Annotated in this window: 13 protein-coding genes and 1 pseudogene; 2 read left to right on the top strand and 12 right to left on the bottom strand. The window is 64.4% G+C overall.

The genetic code is table 11. From position 1 onward, the window contains the following. Window positions 1–163: 163 nt before the first annotated feature. The 4 genes from HZR14_RS02115 to HZR14_RS02100 all read right to left on the bottom strand — a co-directional run bounded on the left by HZR14_RS02115 (window position 164) and on the right by HZR14_RS02100 (window position 3,562). The gene (locus HZR14_RS02115; RefSeq protein ID WP_181691219.1) at window positions 164–1,588 is read right to left on the bottom strand and encodes a DASH family cryptochrome; all 1,425 of its coding nucleotides are present in this window, start codon (window positions 1,586–1,588) and stop codon (window positions 164–166) included. Between the two features lie 110 nt (window positions 1,589–1,698). Then, window positions 1,699–2,286 carry an MBL fold metallo-hydrolase gene (locus HZR14_RS02110; RefSeq protein WP_181691218.1) on the bottom strand — a complete coding sequence of 196 codons (588 nt, stop codon included), beginning with the start codon at window positions 2,284–2,286 and terminating at the stop codon, window positions 1,699–1,701. A 53-nt stretch (window positions 2,287–2,339) separates the two neighbouring features. Then, a complete protein-coding gene (locus HZR14_RS02105) occupies window positions 2,340–3,242 on the bottom strand; it encodes an HFX_2341 family transcriptional regulator (protein ID WP_181691217.1) in 903 nt (300 codons plus the stop codon). An 89-nt stretch (window positions 3,243–3,331) separates the two neighbouring features. After that, on the bottom strand, window positions 3,332–3,562 hold the full coding sequence (locus HZR14_RS02100) for a hypothetical protein (RefSeq protein WP_255479143.1): 231 nt from the start codon (window positions 3,560–3,562) through the stop codon (window positions 3,332–3,334). A 135-nt stretch (window positions 3,563–3,697) separates the two neighbouring features. On the opposite strand from HZR14_RS02100, the gene HZR14_RS02095 reads away from it, so the two are divergent. Then, on the top strand, window positions 3,698–4,291 hold the full coding sequence (locus HZR14_RS02095) for a DJ-1/PfpI family protein (protein WP_181691216.1): 594 nt from the start codon (window positions 3,698–3,700) through the stop codon (window positions 4,289–4,291). A 161-nt stretch (window positions 4,292–4,452) separates the two neighbouring features. Here the strand turns inward: HZR14_RS02095 and HZR14_RS02090 are convergent, their stop codons facing one another. Both HZR14_RS02090 and HZR14_RS02085 read right to left on the bottom strand, forming a co-directional pair. After that, on the bottom strand, window positions 4,453–5,982 hold the full coding sequence (locus tag HZR14_RS02090) for a sodium:solute symporter family protein (protein WP_181691215.1): 1,530 nt from the start codon (window positions 5,980–5,982) through the stop codon (window positions 4,453–4,455). After that, complete coding sequence (locus HZR14_RS02085) at window positions 5,979–6,164, bottom strand: DUF3311 domain-containing protein (RefSeq protein WP_255479142.1); 186 nt, start codon at window positions 6,162–6,164, stop codon at window positions 5,979–5,981. Before HZR14_RS02085 ends, HZR14_RS02090 begins: the two co-directional genes overlap by 4 nt. A gap of 407 nt (window positions 6,165–6,571) precedes the next feature. On the opposite strand from HZR14_RS02085, the gene dnaG reads away from it, so the two are divergent. Next, the gene (gene dnaG, locus HZR14_RS02080; RefSeq protein WP_181691213.1) at window positions 6,572–8,095 is read left to right on the top strand and encodes a DNA primase DnaG; all 1,524 of its coding nucleotides are present in this window, start codon (window positions 6,572–6,574) and stop codon (window positions 8,093–8,095) included. Here dnaG and HZR14_RS02075 read toward each other — a convergent pair. The 6 genes and pseudogenes from HZR14_RS02075 to HZR14_RS14315 form a co-directional block, all read right to left on the bottom strand. Beyond that, a complete protein-coding gene (locus HZR14_RS02075) occupies window positions 8,072–8,479 on the bottom strand; it encodes a GNAT family N-acetyltransferase (RefSeq protein WP_181691212.1) in 408 nt (135 codons plus the stop codon). The two genes, dnaG and HZR14_RS02075, sit on opposite strands and share 24 nt — an antisense overlap. Then, the gene (locus tag HZR14_RS02070; RefSeq protein WP_181691211.1) at window positions 8,476–9,804 is read right to left on the bottom strand and encodes a DUF92 domain-containing protein; all 1,329 of its coding nucleotides are present in this window, start codon (window positions 9,802–9,804) and stop codon (window positions 8,476–8,478) included. The genes HZR14_RS02075 and HZR14_RS02070 overlap by 4 nt, the downstream gene beginning before the upstream one ends. 214 nt (window positions 9,805–10,018) lie before the next feature. Next, window positions 10,019–12,217 carry an amino acid transporter gene (locus HZR14_RS02065; protein WP_181691210.1) on the bottom strand — a complete coding sequence of 733 codons (2,199 nt, stop codon included), beginning with the start codon at window positions 12,215–12,217 and terminating at the stop codon, window positions 10,019–10,021. Window positions 12,218–13,066: 849 nt separating this feature from the next. Then, window positions 13,067–13,429 carry a helix-turn-helix domain-containing protein gene (locus HZR14_RS02060; protein ID WP_181691209.1) on the bottom strand — a complete coding sequence of 121 codons (363 nt, stop codon included), beginning with the start codon at window positions 13,427–13,429 and terminating at the stop codon, window positions 13,067–13,069. Between the two features lie 382 nt (window positions 13,430–13,811). Beyond that, entirely contained in the window at window positions 13,812–13,952 is a 141-nt protein-coding gene (locus HZR14_RS02055) for a hypothetical protein (protein ID WP_181691208.1), read from the bottom strand. A 182-nt stretch (window positions 13,953–14,134) separates the two neighbouring features. Beyond that, a pseudogene (locus tag HZR14_RS14315) lies at window positions 14,135–14,280 on the bottom strand (Fic family protein); the annotation flags it as partial.

The following is a 14,280-nucleotide window of genomic DNA, read 5'->3' as shown; positions in this document are numbered from 1 at the left end:
GTACTTACTCGACGCTCCCGGCGGTCGGCGAGCACGTCGCCTTCGATCCGGTTCATACTGACGGACAAAAGAATGTACACACGACGCACGAGGATCACGCCGTTCGACGGAGCGAACGGCGGATCACTCGTGAGTCGGTTTCATTTGATTTCATCCACCAGTATCAACGCTCTCGATATCGGGCCTCGAGGTCGATCATCGGCGCGGGGTAGTCGACACCGAGATCGATGCCGTACTCGGCCAGTTTCGACGACGGGAGCGCCCACGGGCGGTGGATCGCCGCCCCCGGGATCCCGTCGAGTTCGGGCAGCCACGTCCGGACGTACTCCCCGTCGTCATCGTAGTATTCGGCCTGCGAGAGGACGTCGAAGTGGCGGTCCCGCGAATCGTTCCCGACGCCGGCCTGGTAGGCCCAGTTGCCCCAGTTCGAGGCGACGTCGTAGTCGACGAGCGCCCCCTGGAAATAGGCGGCACCCCACCGCCAATCGACGTCCAACGCGTCGACGAGAAAGGAGGCGACGTTCTGTCGGCCCCGGTTCGACATGTAGCCGGTCCGGTTCAGTTCGCGCATGTTCGCATCGATGAAGGGGATCCCGGTCCCGGCGTCGGCCCACCGACGGAATGCGGTCCGGTCGTGGTCCCAGTCGGGGTCGACGTCCCGGATCCCACCGGGGGTAAAGAACGCCCCACCGTGTTTGAGGAACTGGAACTGAAAGAAGTCCCGCCAGGCGAGTTCGAAGACGAGCCAGTACGTGTCCTCGTTCTCGACGCGCTCGTCCTCGTAACGCCCGACCTGGCGGTGGATCCACCGCGGCGAGAGACACCCTGCGGCGAGCCACGCCGAGAGCTTCGAGGAGTACTCGTCCCCGAGCAGCCCGTTTCGGGTTTCCTTGTAGTTCCGGAGGTGGTCGCCCGCCCAGACGTAGTCTTCGATCCGGGCTTTGCCCGCGGTCTCGCCGCCCTCGAAACGCAGGACGGCCCGGTCGTCGTCGGTCGGGGGATCGAGGCCGAGTTCCGAGAGCGTCGGGACCGGTCCGGAATCGGCGTTCGCGGCCCCGGAGACGGTCTCGGGTGCCGGAACCGGATCCCGAACGCTTGCCTCGGCCTCGGCCTCCTTGCGCCAGGGCGTGAACGTGTCGGGGAGGTCGTCGCACGGCGTCGGGAGGTCGCTTCGGTGATAGAGGGTATGCGTCCAGCGCCGTTCGAACCCGACGCCCCGGTCGGCCAGCGACGCTCGAACCGCGTTCTCGGTCCGCAACTCCTCGGTCGCGGGCTTCGTTTGGGCGTACACCGCGTCGGCGTCGACCGCCGCGGCGACGGCCGGGACGACGCGTTCGGGGTCGCCGTGACGGACCGAAAGCTCCCCGCCGCGCGCTCGGAGCGACTCCCGGAGGTCTATGACCGACTCCCGGCGGAACCGGGCCCGGTGGGGTCCGGTCCGTTTCGGGCCGTACTCGCTTTCGCCGTACCGGTCGGGATCGAAAACGTAGAGCGGGGCGACCCGATCCGCGTCGCCGACGGCATCGGCGAGCGTCGGGTTGTCCTGAACACGCAGGTCGTCCCGAAACCAGACCACGGCAGTGTCCATGCCCACGTCACGGTCGGCGGGGGCAAAAGCCGACGGGAGGCGGAAATCGCCGTCGGTTGCGGTGGTGGATGCGAATGGCGGGGGATGCGGACGGTGGTGGATGCGGACGGTCAGGCGCTCATCCGGGCGGCCTGCAGGGCGAGTTCGATATGCTGTTTCGGGTCGGCATCGACGGTCGGGCCGTGGCCGACGTACATCGTCGACAGCGTGTCGTCGACCGTCGAGAGCAGGTACTCGATGCTCCCGACGAGCGCGGCGTGATCGCCCTCCTCGAGGTCGGTTCGACCGTACCCACCGTTGGCGAACACCAGATCGCCGGCGAACAGCGAGCCCTCGGCGGCCGAATACAGACAGACGTGATCGTCTTTGTGTCCCGGCGTGTGGAGGGTCTCATAGCGTCCGTCGCCGATCTGGACGCCGTCGCCGTCCGAAACCGCGTGATCGACGAATCCGCTGTCGGGGCTGAATCCCCAGACGTCGACGTCGAACGCCTCGACGACCGAATCGAGGTTCCCGACGTGGTCCGGATGCGTGTGGGTAAGCACGACTGCATCGAGCGTCCCGACCGCTCCCTCGATCCGCTCGACGGCGTCGAACCCGTTGCCCGCGTCGACGAGGACGGTTCGCTCGCCGTCGACGAGGAAAGCGTTGCTCGTAAAGGACTGTACGCCGCGCGCGATGTTTCGAACGGTTGTCATGGATGGCTCTACCCGTGGCGGCCGCTTTGGTGTTTCCACTGCGGTCGAGCGGACTATATATTGCTCCCGGAGCCGTCGGCGTGGGATCTGACCCACAGTTCGCCGATCCGCGAGAGCCGGGTCCGATAGGACTTGCCGTGTTCCTCCTGTTCTATGTACCCCTTCCCCCCCGGGCCGAGTCGATCGACGTTGTAGATCACTTTCGAGCGGAAGGAGTCGGTGTACTCCTCGCCGAGTTCGCGTGCGAGCGTTCCCGCAAGCTCGGAGACCGACTCGAACTCCTCGTGCTCACCGAGCGTAAAGAGGATCAGCTCCTCGAACGGCTTGACGTTCGAAAAGGAGGCGACCGGAAGCTCGATGACGTGACTGTCGCCGAACTTCTTGGCGCCGATCGTGGTCCCGCGCTCGTCGAACTCCTCGAGGAGGTCGCGGCCGACGTCGAGACGCTCGGCGATCCGCTCGTCGTCGATTTCGCCCTCGAGGATCTCTTCGAGGAGTGCACACTGGATTCGGAGCTCCTCGGCTAGCTCGGTTTCGAGGTACTTCTCGGGAACGGTGTAGTAGGTGTGGATCCGGTCGCGGTCGCCCTCGCGTTCGACCATGATGGAGTGGGCGGCGGTGGCGAAGGCGAACGAGACCGTTCGCGGCATCGCCGAGACGTTGACCCAGACCTCGCTGCCGGTGTCCAACTCACCGTTGATGAGGTCGTAGGCCTGCTCGAAGGCGGCGTCGTAGTCGTAGACGTCCTCGACGACGTACTCCTCGGTTTCGGCCCCGAGCAGGTTCGTGAAGTCCTTTTGGAGCTTGCTCGCGAGGTTTCTGGAGTACTCGACGTTGGCCTCGCTGCCGACTGCCCCCTCGAGGAGGACCACCCGATCCACGTCGAGTTGGTCTCTGACCAACGGCGCGATCAGCCGGTCGTAGTCGAAGCCGACCGGGACGATGTGAGTCTGCATACGGTATCTTTCGTCGGGGCGGTTATATATTCAAGCGAGTTCGATCGGTATGTGGGCCATTGTCTCGGGAACCGTAAACTACCCCACCCTCAACGAACCGAGGCGCGTATGCGCCGAGGGAGTAGGGTGGGGTAGTTTACGTCGTGATACAGGTCGTCTTTGACGGCGTATTTGGCTGTGGTCTTGTAGTCGGTTTCGTTCCAGCAGTGGTCGCTTGCCGCGTTGGCACAGTGTTTGTACTGGTCGATGGTTTCGAGAAGTGCGTTTCTGTCGCTGTCGGCCACGACGAGTTTGACCGGCAGCGTTCGACGCACTTCCATACAGATTTCAACGATTTCTATGCAACTGAAGCAGCCGGAGCGGCGATTCGATTCCGTGTTCCGTCGCATTCACCCGGTACGATCCGGCTAGGGGCTTTATTATCTCCGCCGGCCTACTCCTGGTGGGTGTTACCTATGAACAAAAAGATCCTGATGATCGTCGGCGACTTCGGCGAGGACTACGAGATCATGGTCCCGTTTCAAGCCCTCGAGATGGTCGGCCACGACGTCCACGCCGTCTGTCCCGACAAGGAGGCCGGCGAGACGGTCAAAACCGCGATCCACGACTTCCGGGGCGATCAGACCTACATGGAGTCGCGGGGTCACGACTTCGAGTTGAACGCGACGATGGCCGAAATAGAGCCGAGCGACTACGACGCCCTCTGTGTGCCCGGCGGGCGCGCCCCGGAGTACCTCCGGACGCACGAGTCGGTCCTCGAGGCGGTCCGACACTTCTTCGAGACCGACAAGCCGGTCGCGGCGGTGTGTCACGGCCCACAGATCCTCGCGGCCGCGGGCGTCCTCGACGGGTACGAGCTGACCGCCTATCCGGCGGTTCGAGCCGAGTGTGAGGCTGCCGGCTGTTCGTGGGTCGACGGCGTCGTCACCGACGGCAACCTCGTTACGGGCCAGGCGTGGCCGGATCATCCCGAGTGGCTGTCGGCCTTCATGGATCTCTTGGGCGACGACGTGAGCCACGGCGAGGCGGTCGCGACCGCGGACGACTGATACTGCTGGCTGTCCCCAGCACACGCGACTTGCGACCCCAGGGCCGAAAACGCGTTCGCAACCATAGGGCCGAAAACGCGTTCGCGACGGACAGCCGGCAGTGCGAAACCGCTCGGCGTGACAACCCGCCGGCGAGTGCCGACTCCGGTCGGGGCCGGCGGTCAGTCCGCCTCCAACCGGAAGTGGTCCTCGGCGTTCGCGTTCGGGTTCGGGGACGTCGCGGCCGAGACGGCGACGGTCACGGCGAGCCCCAAAAGCATACAGTAGATCGAGATCCCCCACCCGAAGTAGGTATCCGAAAACAGGGATACGGAGCCGACGGCGGTCTCGGGCAGGAAATTGAACGCGACGTAGACCGCCTGCGGGCAGACGATTCCGGCGGCGATCCCCGTCGCGGTCGTCCGCCGCCAGTACAGGGCCACGATGACCGGCAAGGCGAGCTGTGCGAACCCGCCGAACGCGAGGTCTCCGATCTCGACGAGGATCGATCCGACCGTCGCCGCGCCGAAGGCCTCCGCCTCCGCCCAGACGCTCGCCAGCAGGGCACCGACCGCGAAGACCACGACGCCGGCGCGTCCGAGTCGGTCCTCCCGCCTCTCCGAGAGCCCCTCGTCGACGAGCGGGCGGTAGATATCGCGGGTGAAGTACGACGACCCCGAGAGCAGCATCGAATCGGAGGACGACATCATCGCCGCGATCGCGCCGGCGACGACGAGGGCGGCGAACCACGCGGGGGTATACTCCGCGAGGATGACCGGAAGGATGCTCTCGCCCGCACCGATGTCCGCTTCGAGGCCGAGGCCGCGGCCCCACGTCCCGAGGAGGAACGCCGGAACGAAAAGCACCAACACGAGTACCGGCCACAGCGCGAACGAACGCTTCAGGACGGTCTCGGAGGCCGCGGTGAAAAAGCGCTGGTTGACCTGCGGGAACATCGCCACGCCGAACGCGATCGAAACAGCGAACGTGAGCATCGTCTCAGGGGAGTAGAATTCACTCCCCAGCGCGAGGAACTCGGGGCTTGTCGCCGCGAGTCCCGCGTTGATCGTCCCGAGTCCGCCGTCGACGGCGACGAGGACCCATCCCAGCGCAGCCCAGACCGTACACAACATGAACGCCCCCTGTAACGTATCGGTCCAGGCGATCCCGCGCATCCCGGCGAGCACGACGTAGGCGATCATAAAGCCCGTTACCAGGGTCGCCCCGGCGGCGAAGGGGACGGTTCCGTCGGTGAGGGCGGCCAACGCCCCACCCGCGCCGATCTGTTGGAGCATGACGTACGGGAAGAGCCAAAACAGCGAGACGACGGCGACGAGCGCGCGAATCGCCCGCGAACCGAAGCGATCGCCGAGCAACTCACCCAGCGTGACGTAGCCGTGGCGCTGGCCCAACAGCCACTGTTTGTAGCCGACGACGTACCACAGTACGGCGAAGATGAGCCCGTCCATGAGCCCCATCACGAGGATCCACTCGGGGCCGAAAGCGTAGGCCGTATCGGGGCCACCGAAGAAAGTAAACGCCGACAGAAGCGTCGCGAAGACGGTGAAAAGCAACACGACGGTTCCGAACGTCCGGCTCGCCAGGTAGAAGTCCTCGGCGGCGCGGTCCGTCACCCGATAGGCGGCGAGGCCGACCCCGAGCGCGACGAGCAGGTAGCCGACGATGATCCCGAGTTGAAGTGATGTGCTCATGCGGCTTCACCGCCGGTCTCGACGATCCAGATGCCCCACGCGCGTCGCGTGAACTGCCGGAAAACGACCGATGCGAGGAGCATCCAACCGATGTGCCACCACAGCCAGAGCGGAAGCCCGAGGACGACGCGGTCGACGCCCCACAGGAACCACGGGATCGCGAGCACAATCAGTATTCCCATCACGACCGCCCATCCGTAACGTTCCACTGTCGAAGCCATGTATTGAAGAGCAATCAACACTCAAATCACTAATTAATACCGGTTTGTATCCGGGGCATGTTATTGAAGACTAATACTATTCAAATCGTGGCAACCCGCCGATGAGTGCCGAGCCCGATTATAGTAGAGATCTGAAGACAACACACACTCGATCGCACGGCGGTAGTGCGATCGATGTGTACATAGTTGCGATGTTCACTATAGCTAACCGCCGAATCGAGCCGGACGATGAATGCCGCGTCGGATTCGGCCACAGCGAGCGTGCCGCATCATTTATACGTCCGAGCAGTCGTATTTAAAACAGCCGCGGAGCTACCCGCGGATCCGATTACCATCACCATCATCGCCCGGCGACGGGCAGTTCATCAATGCAAGACACAGCCAAATATCTCGTACACGCGGACATCACGGCGGAGGGGATCGTCGAGCGCTCCGACGTCGTCGGGGCGGTCTTCGGCCAGACCGAAGGGCTCCTCGGCGACGAACTCGACCTCCGGGAGTTACAGGACTCCTCGAAGGTCGGGCGGATCGACGTCGAGGTCGACTCACAGAACGGCCAGTCGTTCGGCCGAATCACTATCGCGACGAGCCTCGACCAAGTCGAGACGGCCATCCTCGGGGCGGCCTTGGAGACGATCGATCGTGTCGGCCCCTGCCGGTCGACCATCGAAGTTCGAAAGATCGAGGACGTCCGGGCGGCCAAGCGCCGGGAGGTCGTCGAACGGGCGAAATCGCTCCTCGGGACCGCCTTCGACGACTCGATGCGATCGAGCAGCGACCTCGTCGAAGAGGTCCGCGAGGCGATCCGGATCGAGGACATCACGGAGTACGAGGGGCTTCCCGCGGGGCCCAACGTCGAGAAATCGGACGCGATCATCGTCGTCGAGGGGCGCTCGGACGTGCTCACGCTGTTGCAGTACGGCATCAAAAACGCCGTCGCCGTCGAGGGGACGAACGTCCCCGACGCCATCGCGGCCCTGAGCGAATCCCGAACGGTCACCGCCTTCTTCGATGGCGACCGCGGCGGCGAACTCATCACGCGGGAGTTGGCACAGATCGGCGACATCGATTACGTCGCGCGGGCCCCCGAGGGGCGCTCGGTCGAGGACCTCGCGCGCCACGAAGTGATGACGGCGCTCCGTGAGAAGGTCCCCTACGAGACGCTACAGGACGCCGAGCACTCGGGCGGGACCGCGCCCGACTCCGAGAAGGAGCCGGACACGGCGGGCCGAACGGCCGATTCGGTCGACCGCTCCGGGGAGACGTCGGGGGCCGCATCGCCGGATCGGTCGGAGCCCTCGATCAGCGGGGGCCCAATCAGTGGGACGTCGAGCCGATCCGGGGGCGAGACGGGAGACGGCCGGGCGCGCTCCGACGACGCTCGGGAAGGCGCCGACGTCGACGATGGGGACGAGGACGCGTCGGGCGGCAGTCCCGAGGAGACTCCTGAAGACGACCACGAGACCACGTCCGGAGACGACCACGAGACCACGTCCGGGGACGACCACGAGACCACGTCCGGAGACGACCACGAGGCCGCGTCGGCCGGATCCGCCGGCGGGATGCCGGAGACGCCCGAGCGACCCGAAACGCTTCGCGGACACACCCGCACCGTCATCGGGGAGGAGACCGGCCGCACCCGCCTGCTGGACGCCTCCTTCGACGTGATCTCCTCGGGGAGTGCCGAGGAGGCGTTCGACCTCCTGGACGGGGCCGACCGTGTTCCGACGGCGGTCGTCGTCGACGAAGAGTTGACACAGCGACTCCTCGACGTCGCCGCACAGCGCGGCGTCGACCACGTGGTCGGGGCGTCGGCTGGCGAGTTCGTCAAGCGCCCGACGAGCGTCCGGATACGCACCGCCGATCAACTACTCACGCCTGCGGAGGCGTAGGGCGTCGGTCCCATCGGCGTAGAATCCGGGACGGACCTCGAACGCCTCGAACCCGAGCCGTCGGTAAAACCGCCTCGCGGCCTCGTTTTCGACGGGCGTCGTAACGACGACCCGGTCGGCGGCGGCGGCCGAGACGATCGAATCGAGGAGCCGCCGTCCGTGGCCGTTCCGGCGGGCTTCGGGGACGACGGCCAACTCGGAGAGCGTCACCGTCGATCCGGGGAGGGCGATCGCGTAGCCGACGACCCGGCCTCGGTCGCTGGCGATCCGTCCGAGGAACGGCCCTCCGATCGCGGCGTCGACGAGGGCCGGGTCGGCGTAGGTGAGACACCCCTGTAGTGCCCGGAGTGCCGGCCGGTCCGTCCCCTCTATCGGACGGATCATACGGGGCCGACGAGCGCGGCCATCCCGGCAGCGACCCCGGCCGAGAGCGTCGCGAGTAGGTTGACCGCCTGATTGCCGAGCCGATCACCCTCGAGAGTCGCCCCGAGGACGCTGTCGACGAACATCCCGAGGACCCCCGCGCCGAAGATCACGAGCGCGAGGGTGGTATCGAACCCGGGAAACGCAAGCGCGAGCGCCGCGATGACACCGGATCCGACGGCCCCCGCGAGAGCCCCTTGCCACGTGACACCCCCATCCGTTCCCGGCGGAACGGGTTCGAGCGTCGTGATCAGCCGCGGCGCATCGAAGAGGCCGCCGAACTCGCTCGAGAACGTGTCTGCGAGCGCGGCCGCGACCGCGCCGCCGAAGACGAACTGGAACACGGTCGGGTCGACGCCGAGTCGGCCGGAGGCCGCGTAGGCGACGACAGCGGCGAGCGCGACGGCGGCGTTCGCGAGCACGTTTCCGCCGCCGCGTGCCCCCTCGTTCTCCTGGGCGATCCCGCGCGCGAGTTTCTCCTCGTATCGGTACTTCGACGCCAGGCCACCGAGGCCGAAAAACGTGATGAGCAGGGCGAACCAGCCGTACCCGCCGAGGACGATCGCCCAAAGCGAGAGCAACACGCCGCTGAGCGTTCCGGTCGTCGAGGCGGTCCCGAGCGCGTACGCCGCATAGCCCAAAACGACGGTCACGGCGACGCCGATAGCGATCGGGGCCGGCCCGGAAACGGGGTCCAATCCGAGCAGAAACCAGATGACGAGCGCCGCCGATAACAACACGAGCGAGTCGTCGAACGGCGAGATGGCAGCCCGGACGAGCGCGCCGACGATCGCCCCGCTGGCGGTGACGAACACGACGGTTCCGGCGGCGGGGACGGCACCTCCGAGCGCTCCAGCGACGAACACCGCCACGACGCCGGCGATCGTTCCGAGGGCCGAAAACGCCGCGGCCCCGACGACCGGCACCGGGACCCGAGAGACGGCCAGACGCTGCCCCACATTGCCGGCGGTGAGAACGAACACGGCGGCGACGAACGCGGCGAGGGGAAGGCCCAACGCGACGAAAAGCACGGAGAGCGCACAGACGGCGAGTGCGAACGACGCGAGGCTGTACAGGCGGTCCTCCTCGCGGTCGCTGCCACGGGCGAAGAACTCGAACAGCGGCCCGCCCGTCGATGCGAGCGCGACCGTCGCGAGGAGAGCGAAGGGGGCAATGGTGCCGACCGCGGCGGCTGTGGCGCCGGCCCGCCCTTCGAGCACCGGGGCGACAAAAGCCAGGCTCCCGACGAGGAGGTAGCCGATGGCGCGTTGGGTATCGCCGGTCACGGCCCGAGATATCCCCGTTGATCACTTAACCTTCCCGAAGGACGGAGCGGGACCGATACGGATCGCCGTCGTCGGGGGCCGGCGAGGGCCGACTCCGGTCGGGTACCCGCCGGTCTCCGGTACGAACTCCGTCTGCTGTGGCCCTTCCCCCGCCCGACTCGTTCGCTCGTGTTCGCCCGTCGCAGGGACTCCGCTCCCGCTCGGGCGAATCGGCCTAGAACAGCCGCCGTTCGACCGCCCGGCGGAACCGCCCCGGCTGGCTCGCCCCGTAGACGACCAGTGTCCCGTGTTCCGCTCGAAGCGTTACCCTATCGGAGACGTGACCGAACAGTCGGTCCGTGAGACCGCGCTGGATGCCGCTGACGATTAGGACGTCGGAGGTCGTGGCTGCGTGATCGATCGCCTCGTCGGTACCCGACTCGATGACCCGGGTCTCGACCGGGGCATCACACAGCGCCACCAGCTCGGAGAGGTAGTCGTCGGTGGTGTTCCGGTGGCTCTCGGGTGGATCCGCGCCGATGGCGAGGTAGAACGTGACGGTCCCGCCGACGGCAGTGGCGAGCGCATCGGCCAGTCCGACCTTCGCCGGATCGAACGGCCCCTCGTCGGTCACGACGCCGATACGATCGACCGTGTCGTGATCGAAGTTCGAAGCCTCGATGACGTCACAGGGCGCGTGGTTTTCGATCCACTCCACGTCGCTGCCCAACAGCGTTTCCGATCCGGTCGAACGCTCGATCATCAGGGTGTCGGCGTCGACGTCCGCGGCGTAATTGACGATCGCGTGGCGGGTGTCGTGGCTGACGACCTCGCCGTAGCGGATCGGTATCTCCGAGTCGGTCGCCCGGTCGGACATCCTCGCTTCGAACGCCTGATCCGCCTCGGTGAGTGTGCTAGCTGACTGTGGAAGCGGCGTCTGGTCGGGCGTCTCGTCGAACTGCGCGACTCGGACACCGCCCTCGCGGGTGCGCGCTAGATCCACGGCGAGATCGATCAACGACCGCTCGACGGCGGACGGCGTCCGATCGGTGACCGCAACGAGGACCTCGTCGCCGTCGGTTCCCACCTCGGCTTCCGTCTGTTCGACCACGTCCCGTCCGACGCTCCGACGGAGGGCGTCGGTCATCGCCCCCTCGCGGGCGACGCCGCCGCGGCGGTACACGAAGAAGTAATACCACACCATCGAGCCGACGATGATGACGACAGCACCGACCAGTGGGACGAATCCGATGTACCGCAGGAGTACGACCCCGCCGACGATCCCGACCAGTTGCGGGACGGGATACAACGGCGACTCGAAGCTCGGGTCGTACGCTTCGATCGACCCTTGACGGAAGGCGATCAGCGCGACGTTGATCAGGATGAATACGAGGATCTTGAACGCGCTGGCGAGTTTGGCGATGTCGTCGATCGGGACGAACGCGATGAGGACGAGCAACACCCCGCCGGTGATCGTGATCGCGTTGACCGGCGTTTCGAACCGGTCGCTGACGTTCTCGAAGATATCGGGGGCGAGCCCGTCGCGGCTCATCGCGAAGGGATACCGCGAGGAGGAGAGAATGCCCGCGTTGGCGGTGCTGATCAACGCGAGCAACGCCGCGACGACGACGGCTGCGACACCGATCGCGGGCAACGCGTTGCCAGCGGCGACCTGCATCGGGGTCTCCGTGTCGGTGAGCGCGGCCTCCTCGGCGACGCCGACCATCACGGTCACGATAGCGACGTAGATACCGGCCGTGATGACGAGCGATCCGAGGATACCCAACGGGAGGTTCCGGTCCGGGTTCTCGACCTCCTCGGCGACACTGGCGATCTTCGTGACGCCGGCATAGGAGACGAACACGAACCCGGTCGCGCCGAGAATGCCCTCGAACCCGCTGTCGAAGAAGCCCTCGAACCGGGCGCTCTCGACGCTTGGCGCGCCCGCGACGATGAACCAGACCATCACCGCAAGCATGACCGCGACGATGGCGATTTGCATCCGGCCGGTCTGTTTCGCACCCACGACGTTCAGGACGATCAAAAGCGCCGCGACCGTGAGCGCGACCGGTGTCACCGGCAGATCGAATAACAACACCAGGTATGGCGCGCCGCCGACCAGTGCCAACGCTCCTTTGAACGTCAGTGAAAACCACGTCCCGACGCCGGCTATGGTTCCGAACAGCGGGCCCATGGCCCGTTCGATGTAGAGGTACGTGCCGCCGGCCTCGGGCATCGCCGTCGCCATCTCGGACTTGCTCAGGGCCGCGGGCAACACCAGCACACCCGCGAGGAGGTACGCGAACACGACCGCCGGACCGGCCATCTTCATCGCCAATCCCGGCAGAATGAAGATGCCGCTGCCCACCATCGCACCGATGCTGATGGCCGTCACTGACGGGAGGCCGAGGTCACGTTCTAGTTGTTTTCCCATCGGGATGCGGAGACCGCAGAGTCTCAACCGGATACAGCCACTCCCGGAATAAATAACGTTTCATGTAGACGCCCACTCGTTAATATACAACAATTATGAATGGACATAACTGACCGATAGTGCTATCCAGTAGGATTTTTGCTACAGGATAACCAAAGCGTCGGATGCCGCCGAACCGGTGCGACGTCGAGGGGCCTGCGTGTCGGTACGTCTCGTCGTCACCGTAGAGCGGACGCACGTCGTCGACGAGGGGTTCCGAACGTGTATCAGCCGAGCAAAGGCACTCATACTGCCAACGGATCCATCCTCCGAATGTACGCCCGGAACACTACCGGACGAGAAGCTACTAGTAGGCTTAGCTGAAAGTATACTAAGTGAAGTACCTCGGAGACAGGTGGTTCGAGAGACGCCGTCTCTCGTCATCACGGAAGACGTCGTCTTCCGTCCGACCCCGAGGCACTCGGCCTGCTCCGCCTGTAGAATACTCGCACGGATGCCCTAATCTATTCCGACAGTTCCCACGATCCGTCAAGAACCGCTTTACTCTGAGCACTTATTTGATCGGTGAACTCCGTTGTGATGCGTCCCTGTGGATTCGCTACTGCACGGTGTTTGACTGTTCCAATAACCCACGGAGAACAGTATGATCTCTTATCGGGGTTTCGACCTGTAATCCACGCTTTTCCGACCTCGTAGTTTGCCGGAAGATCACTCGTCGTGAGTGCAGCACAAACGTACTCCTCGCCGGGATACGGTAGCTGCTCTGCGACCAAAACCAACCAGAGTCGAGGGTTTGAGCCCTGTCTAAAGGGGTCTGGAGCCCAGAAAACATCCCCTTTTCGATAGGTGTCACTCACGCTGTTCACGCGGGTCGACCGCGTACTCCTGCCACTCGTCGTATTCGAACGGTGATTCTTCGTGACTTTTAGCGACTTCACTAGCGTGGGCCGTTGCAGCGTCGATACTCCGATCGTGATCGCTAATTCGCCAGTACCGTCCTCTGTGGTCTACTCGTCCGCGTTCACGAAGCCGTACCAGCGTCGGTCCAACCGAGCCACGCTTGACTTCGGTCGCCTGTGCTATTTCGGTCTGCGTGAACGCCTCGTTTGCATTCTCTTCGAGAAATTCGAGTATCTTGGCGGCATTCGTCTCAGGCCTCGGTTGCCCCTCACTGTCATCGATCTTCTCGAACCGATCAGCACTAATCGGCATATGTACTGCTTTGTATTAGATGTACTAAATACTTTCCAGGATCCTCTTTTGCGTCCGTCTACGGCCGAAGTGACCGCATATATCAATACGAGTTCAATAGAGTGGTATTTGATAGAGGCCTCTTTCATCGAATATATGAAACGTACGCCCGGAACACTGCCGGGTGATTTTCTACTAGTAGGCTCGGTGAAAGTCCACCAGCCGATCTAAGGTGCTTAAACACGTGAAATCAGCGCATCTGCTCAAACCCATGGATCGAGTTCCTCACGTCCACCGAACGAATCTCGATTCTGGTGCGCATCGACCATTGAGATAATCAGCTCGTGATTCCGGGCATACGGAAGGACACCTGCTTCGTCATCCGGCCCCCTGCCAGAGCGCGTTACTCGGTTTCGAGTGCGTCGTAAACCTCGCGGTGTTCGTCGCGGTCAGCCTTGGCGACCCGCAATACGAGTTCTCGACGGATATCATCCATCACGTCGTCAAGAGGGGTGCGCTCGCCTGTCTTCTCTTCCGTCGCCATAACCATTTCTTGTCCGTCGGTCCGATTAATCGTTCGGGTCCGATGATTCGTCGGACAGTTGACCGAGTCCGTACTCGACGAGGTCGCCGCGCCATTCTTTTAGCACTTCGTTCAAATCGACCGCCGTCGTCTGCGTTCGGAAATATTCGAGCACGTGGTCCTCATCGATCGTCGTCTCGTCCGTCCCCAACTGCTTCAGTATCTCCCTTGAGCAGATAGAACACAGTCGTCGCGTTGAGTGCGGTGCGCTTGTTGCCGTCCACGAACGGATGATTGGCGACGAGGAGCCGAAGCAAATGAAACGCCTTCTCGTGAACCGTCTCCGGAA

This window comes from Natronomonas salinimetallica (assembly GCF_013839515.1).
In the GTDB taxonomy this organism is placed as follows: Archaea; Halobacteriota; Halobacteria; order Halobacteriales; family Haloarculaceae; genus Natronomonas.
This window is presented reverse-complemented; position numbering and strand designations above follow the sequence as displayed.

Coding starts and splice junctions, on each gene's coding strand:
- HZR14_RS02105 (WP_181691217.1), bottom strand. CDS start 3,242: ATGCAGACTCACATCGTCCCGGTCGGCTTCGACTACGACCGGCTGATC.
- HZR14_RS02065 (WP_181691210.1), bottom strand. CDS start 12,217: ATGGGAAAACAACTAGAACGTGACCTCGGCCTCCCGTCAGTGACGGCC.
- HZR14_RS02075 (WP_181691212.1), bottom strand. CDS start 8,479: ATGATCCGTCCGATAGAGGGGACGGACCGGCCGGCACTCCGGGCACTA.
- HZR14_RS02095 (WP_181691216.1), top strand. CDS start 3,698: ATGAACAAAAAGATCCTGATGATCGTCGGCGACTTCGGCGAGGACTAC.
- HZR14_RS02110 (WP_181691218.1), bottom strand. CDS start 2,286: ATGACAACCGTTCGAAACATCGCGCGCGGCGTACAGTCCTTTACGAGC.
- HZR14_RS02100 (WP_255479143.1), bottom strand. CDS start 3,562: ATGGAAGTGCGTCGAACGCTGCCGGTCAAACTCGTCGTGGCCGACAGC.
- HZR14_RS02115 (WP_181691219.1), bottom strand. CDS start 1,588: ATGGACACTGCCGTGGTCTGGTTTCGGGACGACCTGCGTGTTCAGGAC.
- HZR14_RS02060 (WP_181691209.1), bottom strand. CDS start 13,429: ATGCCGATTAGTGCTGATCGGTTCGAGAAGATCGATGACAGTGAGGGG.
- dnaG (WP_181691213.1), top strand. CDS start 6,572: ATGCAAGACACAGCCAAATATCTCGTACACGCGGACATCACGGCGGAG.
- HZR14_RS02085 (WP_255479142.1), bottom strand. CDS start 6,164: ATGGGAATACTGATTGTGCTCGCGATCCCGTGGTTCCTGTGGGGCGTC.
- HZR14_RS02055 (WP_181691208.1), bottom strand. CDS start 13,952: ATGGCGACGGAAGAGAAGACAGGCGAGCGCACCCCTCTTGACGACGTG.
- HZR14_RS02090 (WP_181691215.1), bottom strand. CDS start 5,982: ATGAGCACATCACTTCAACTCGGGATCATCGTCGGCTACCTGCTCGTC.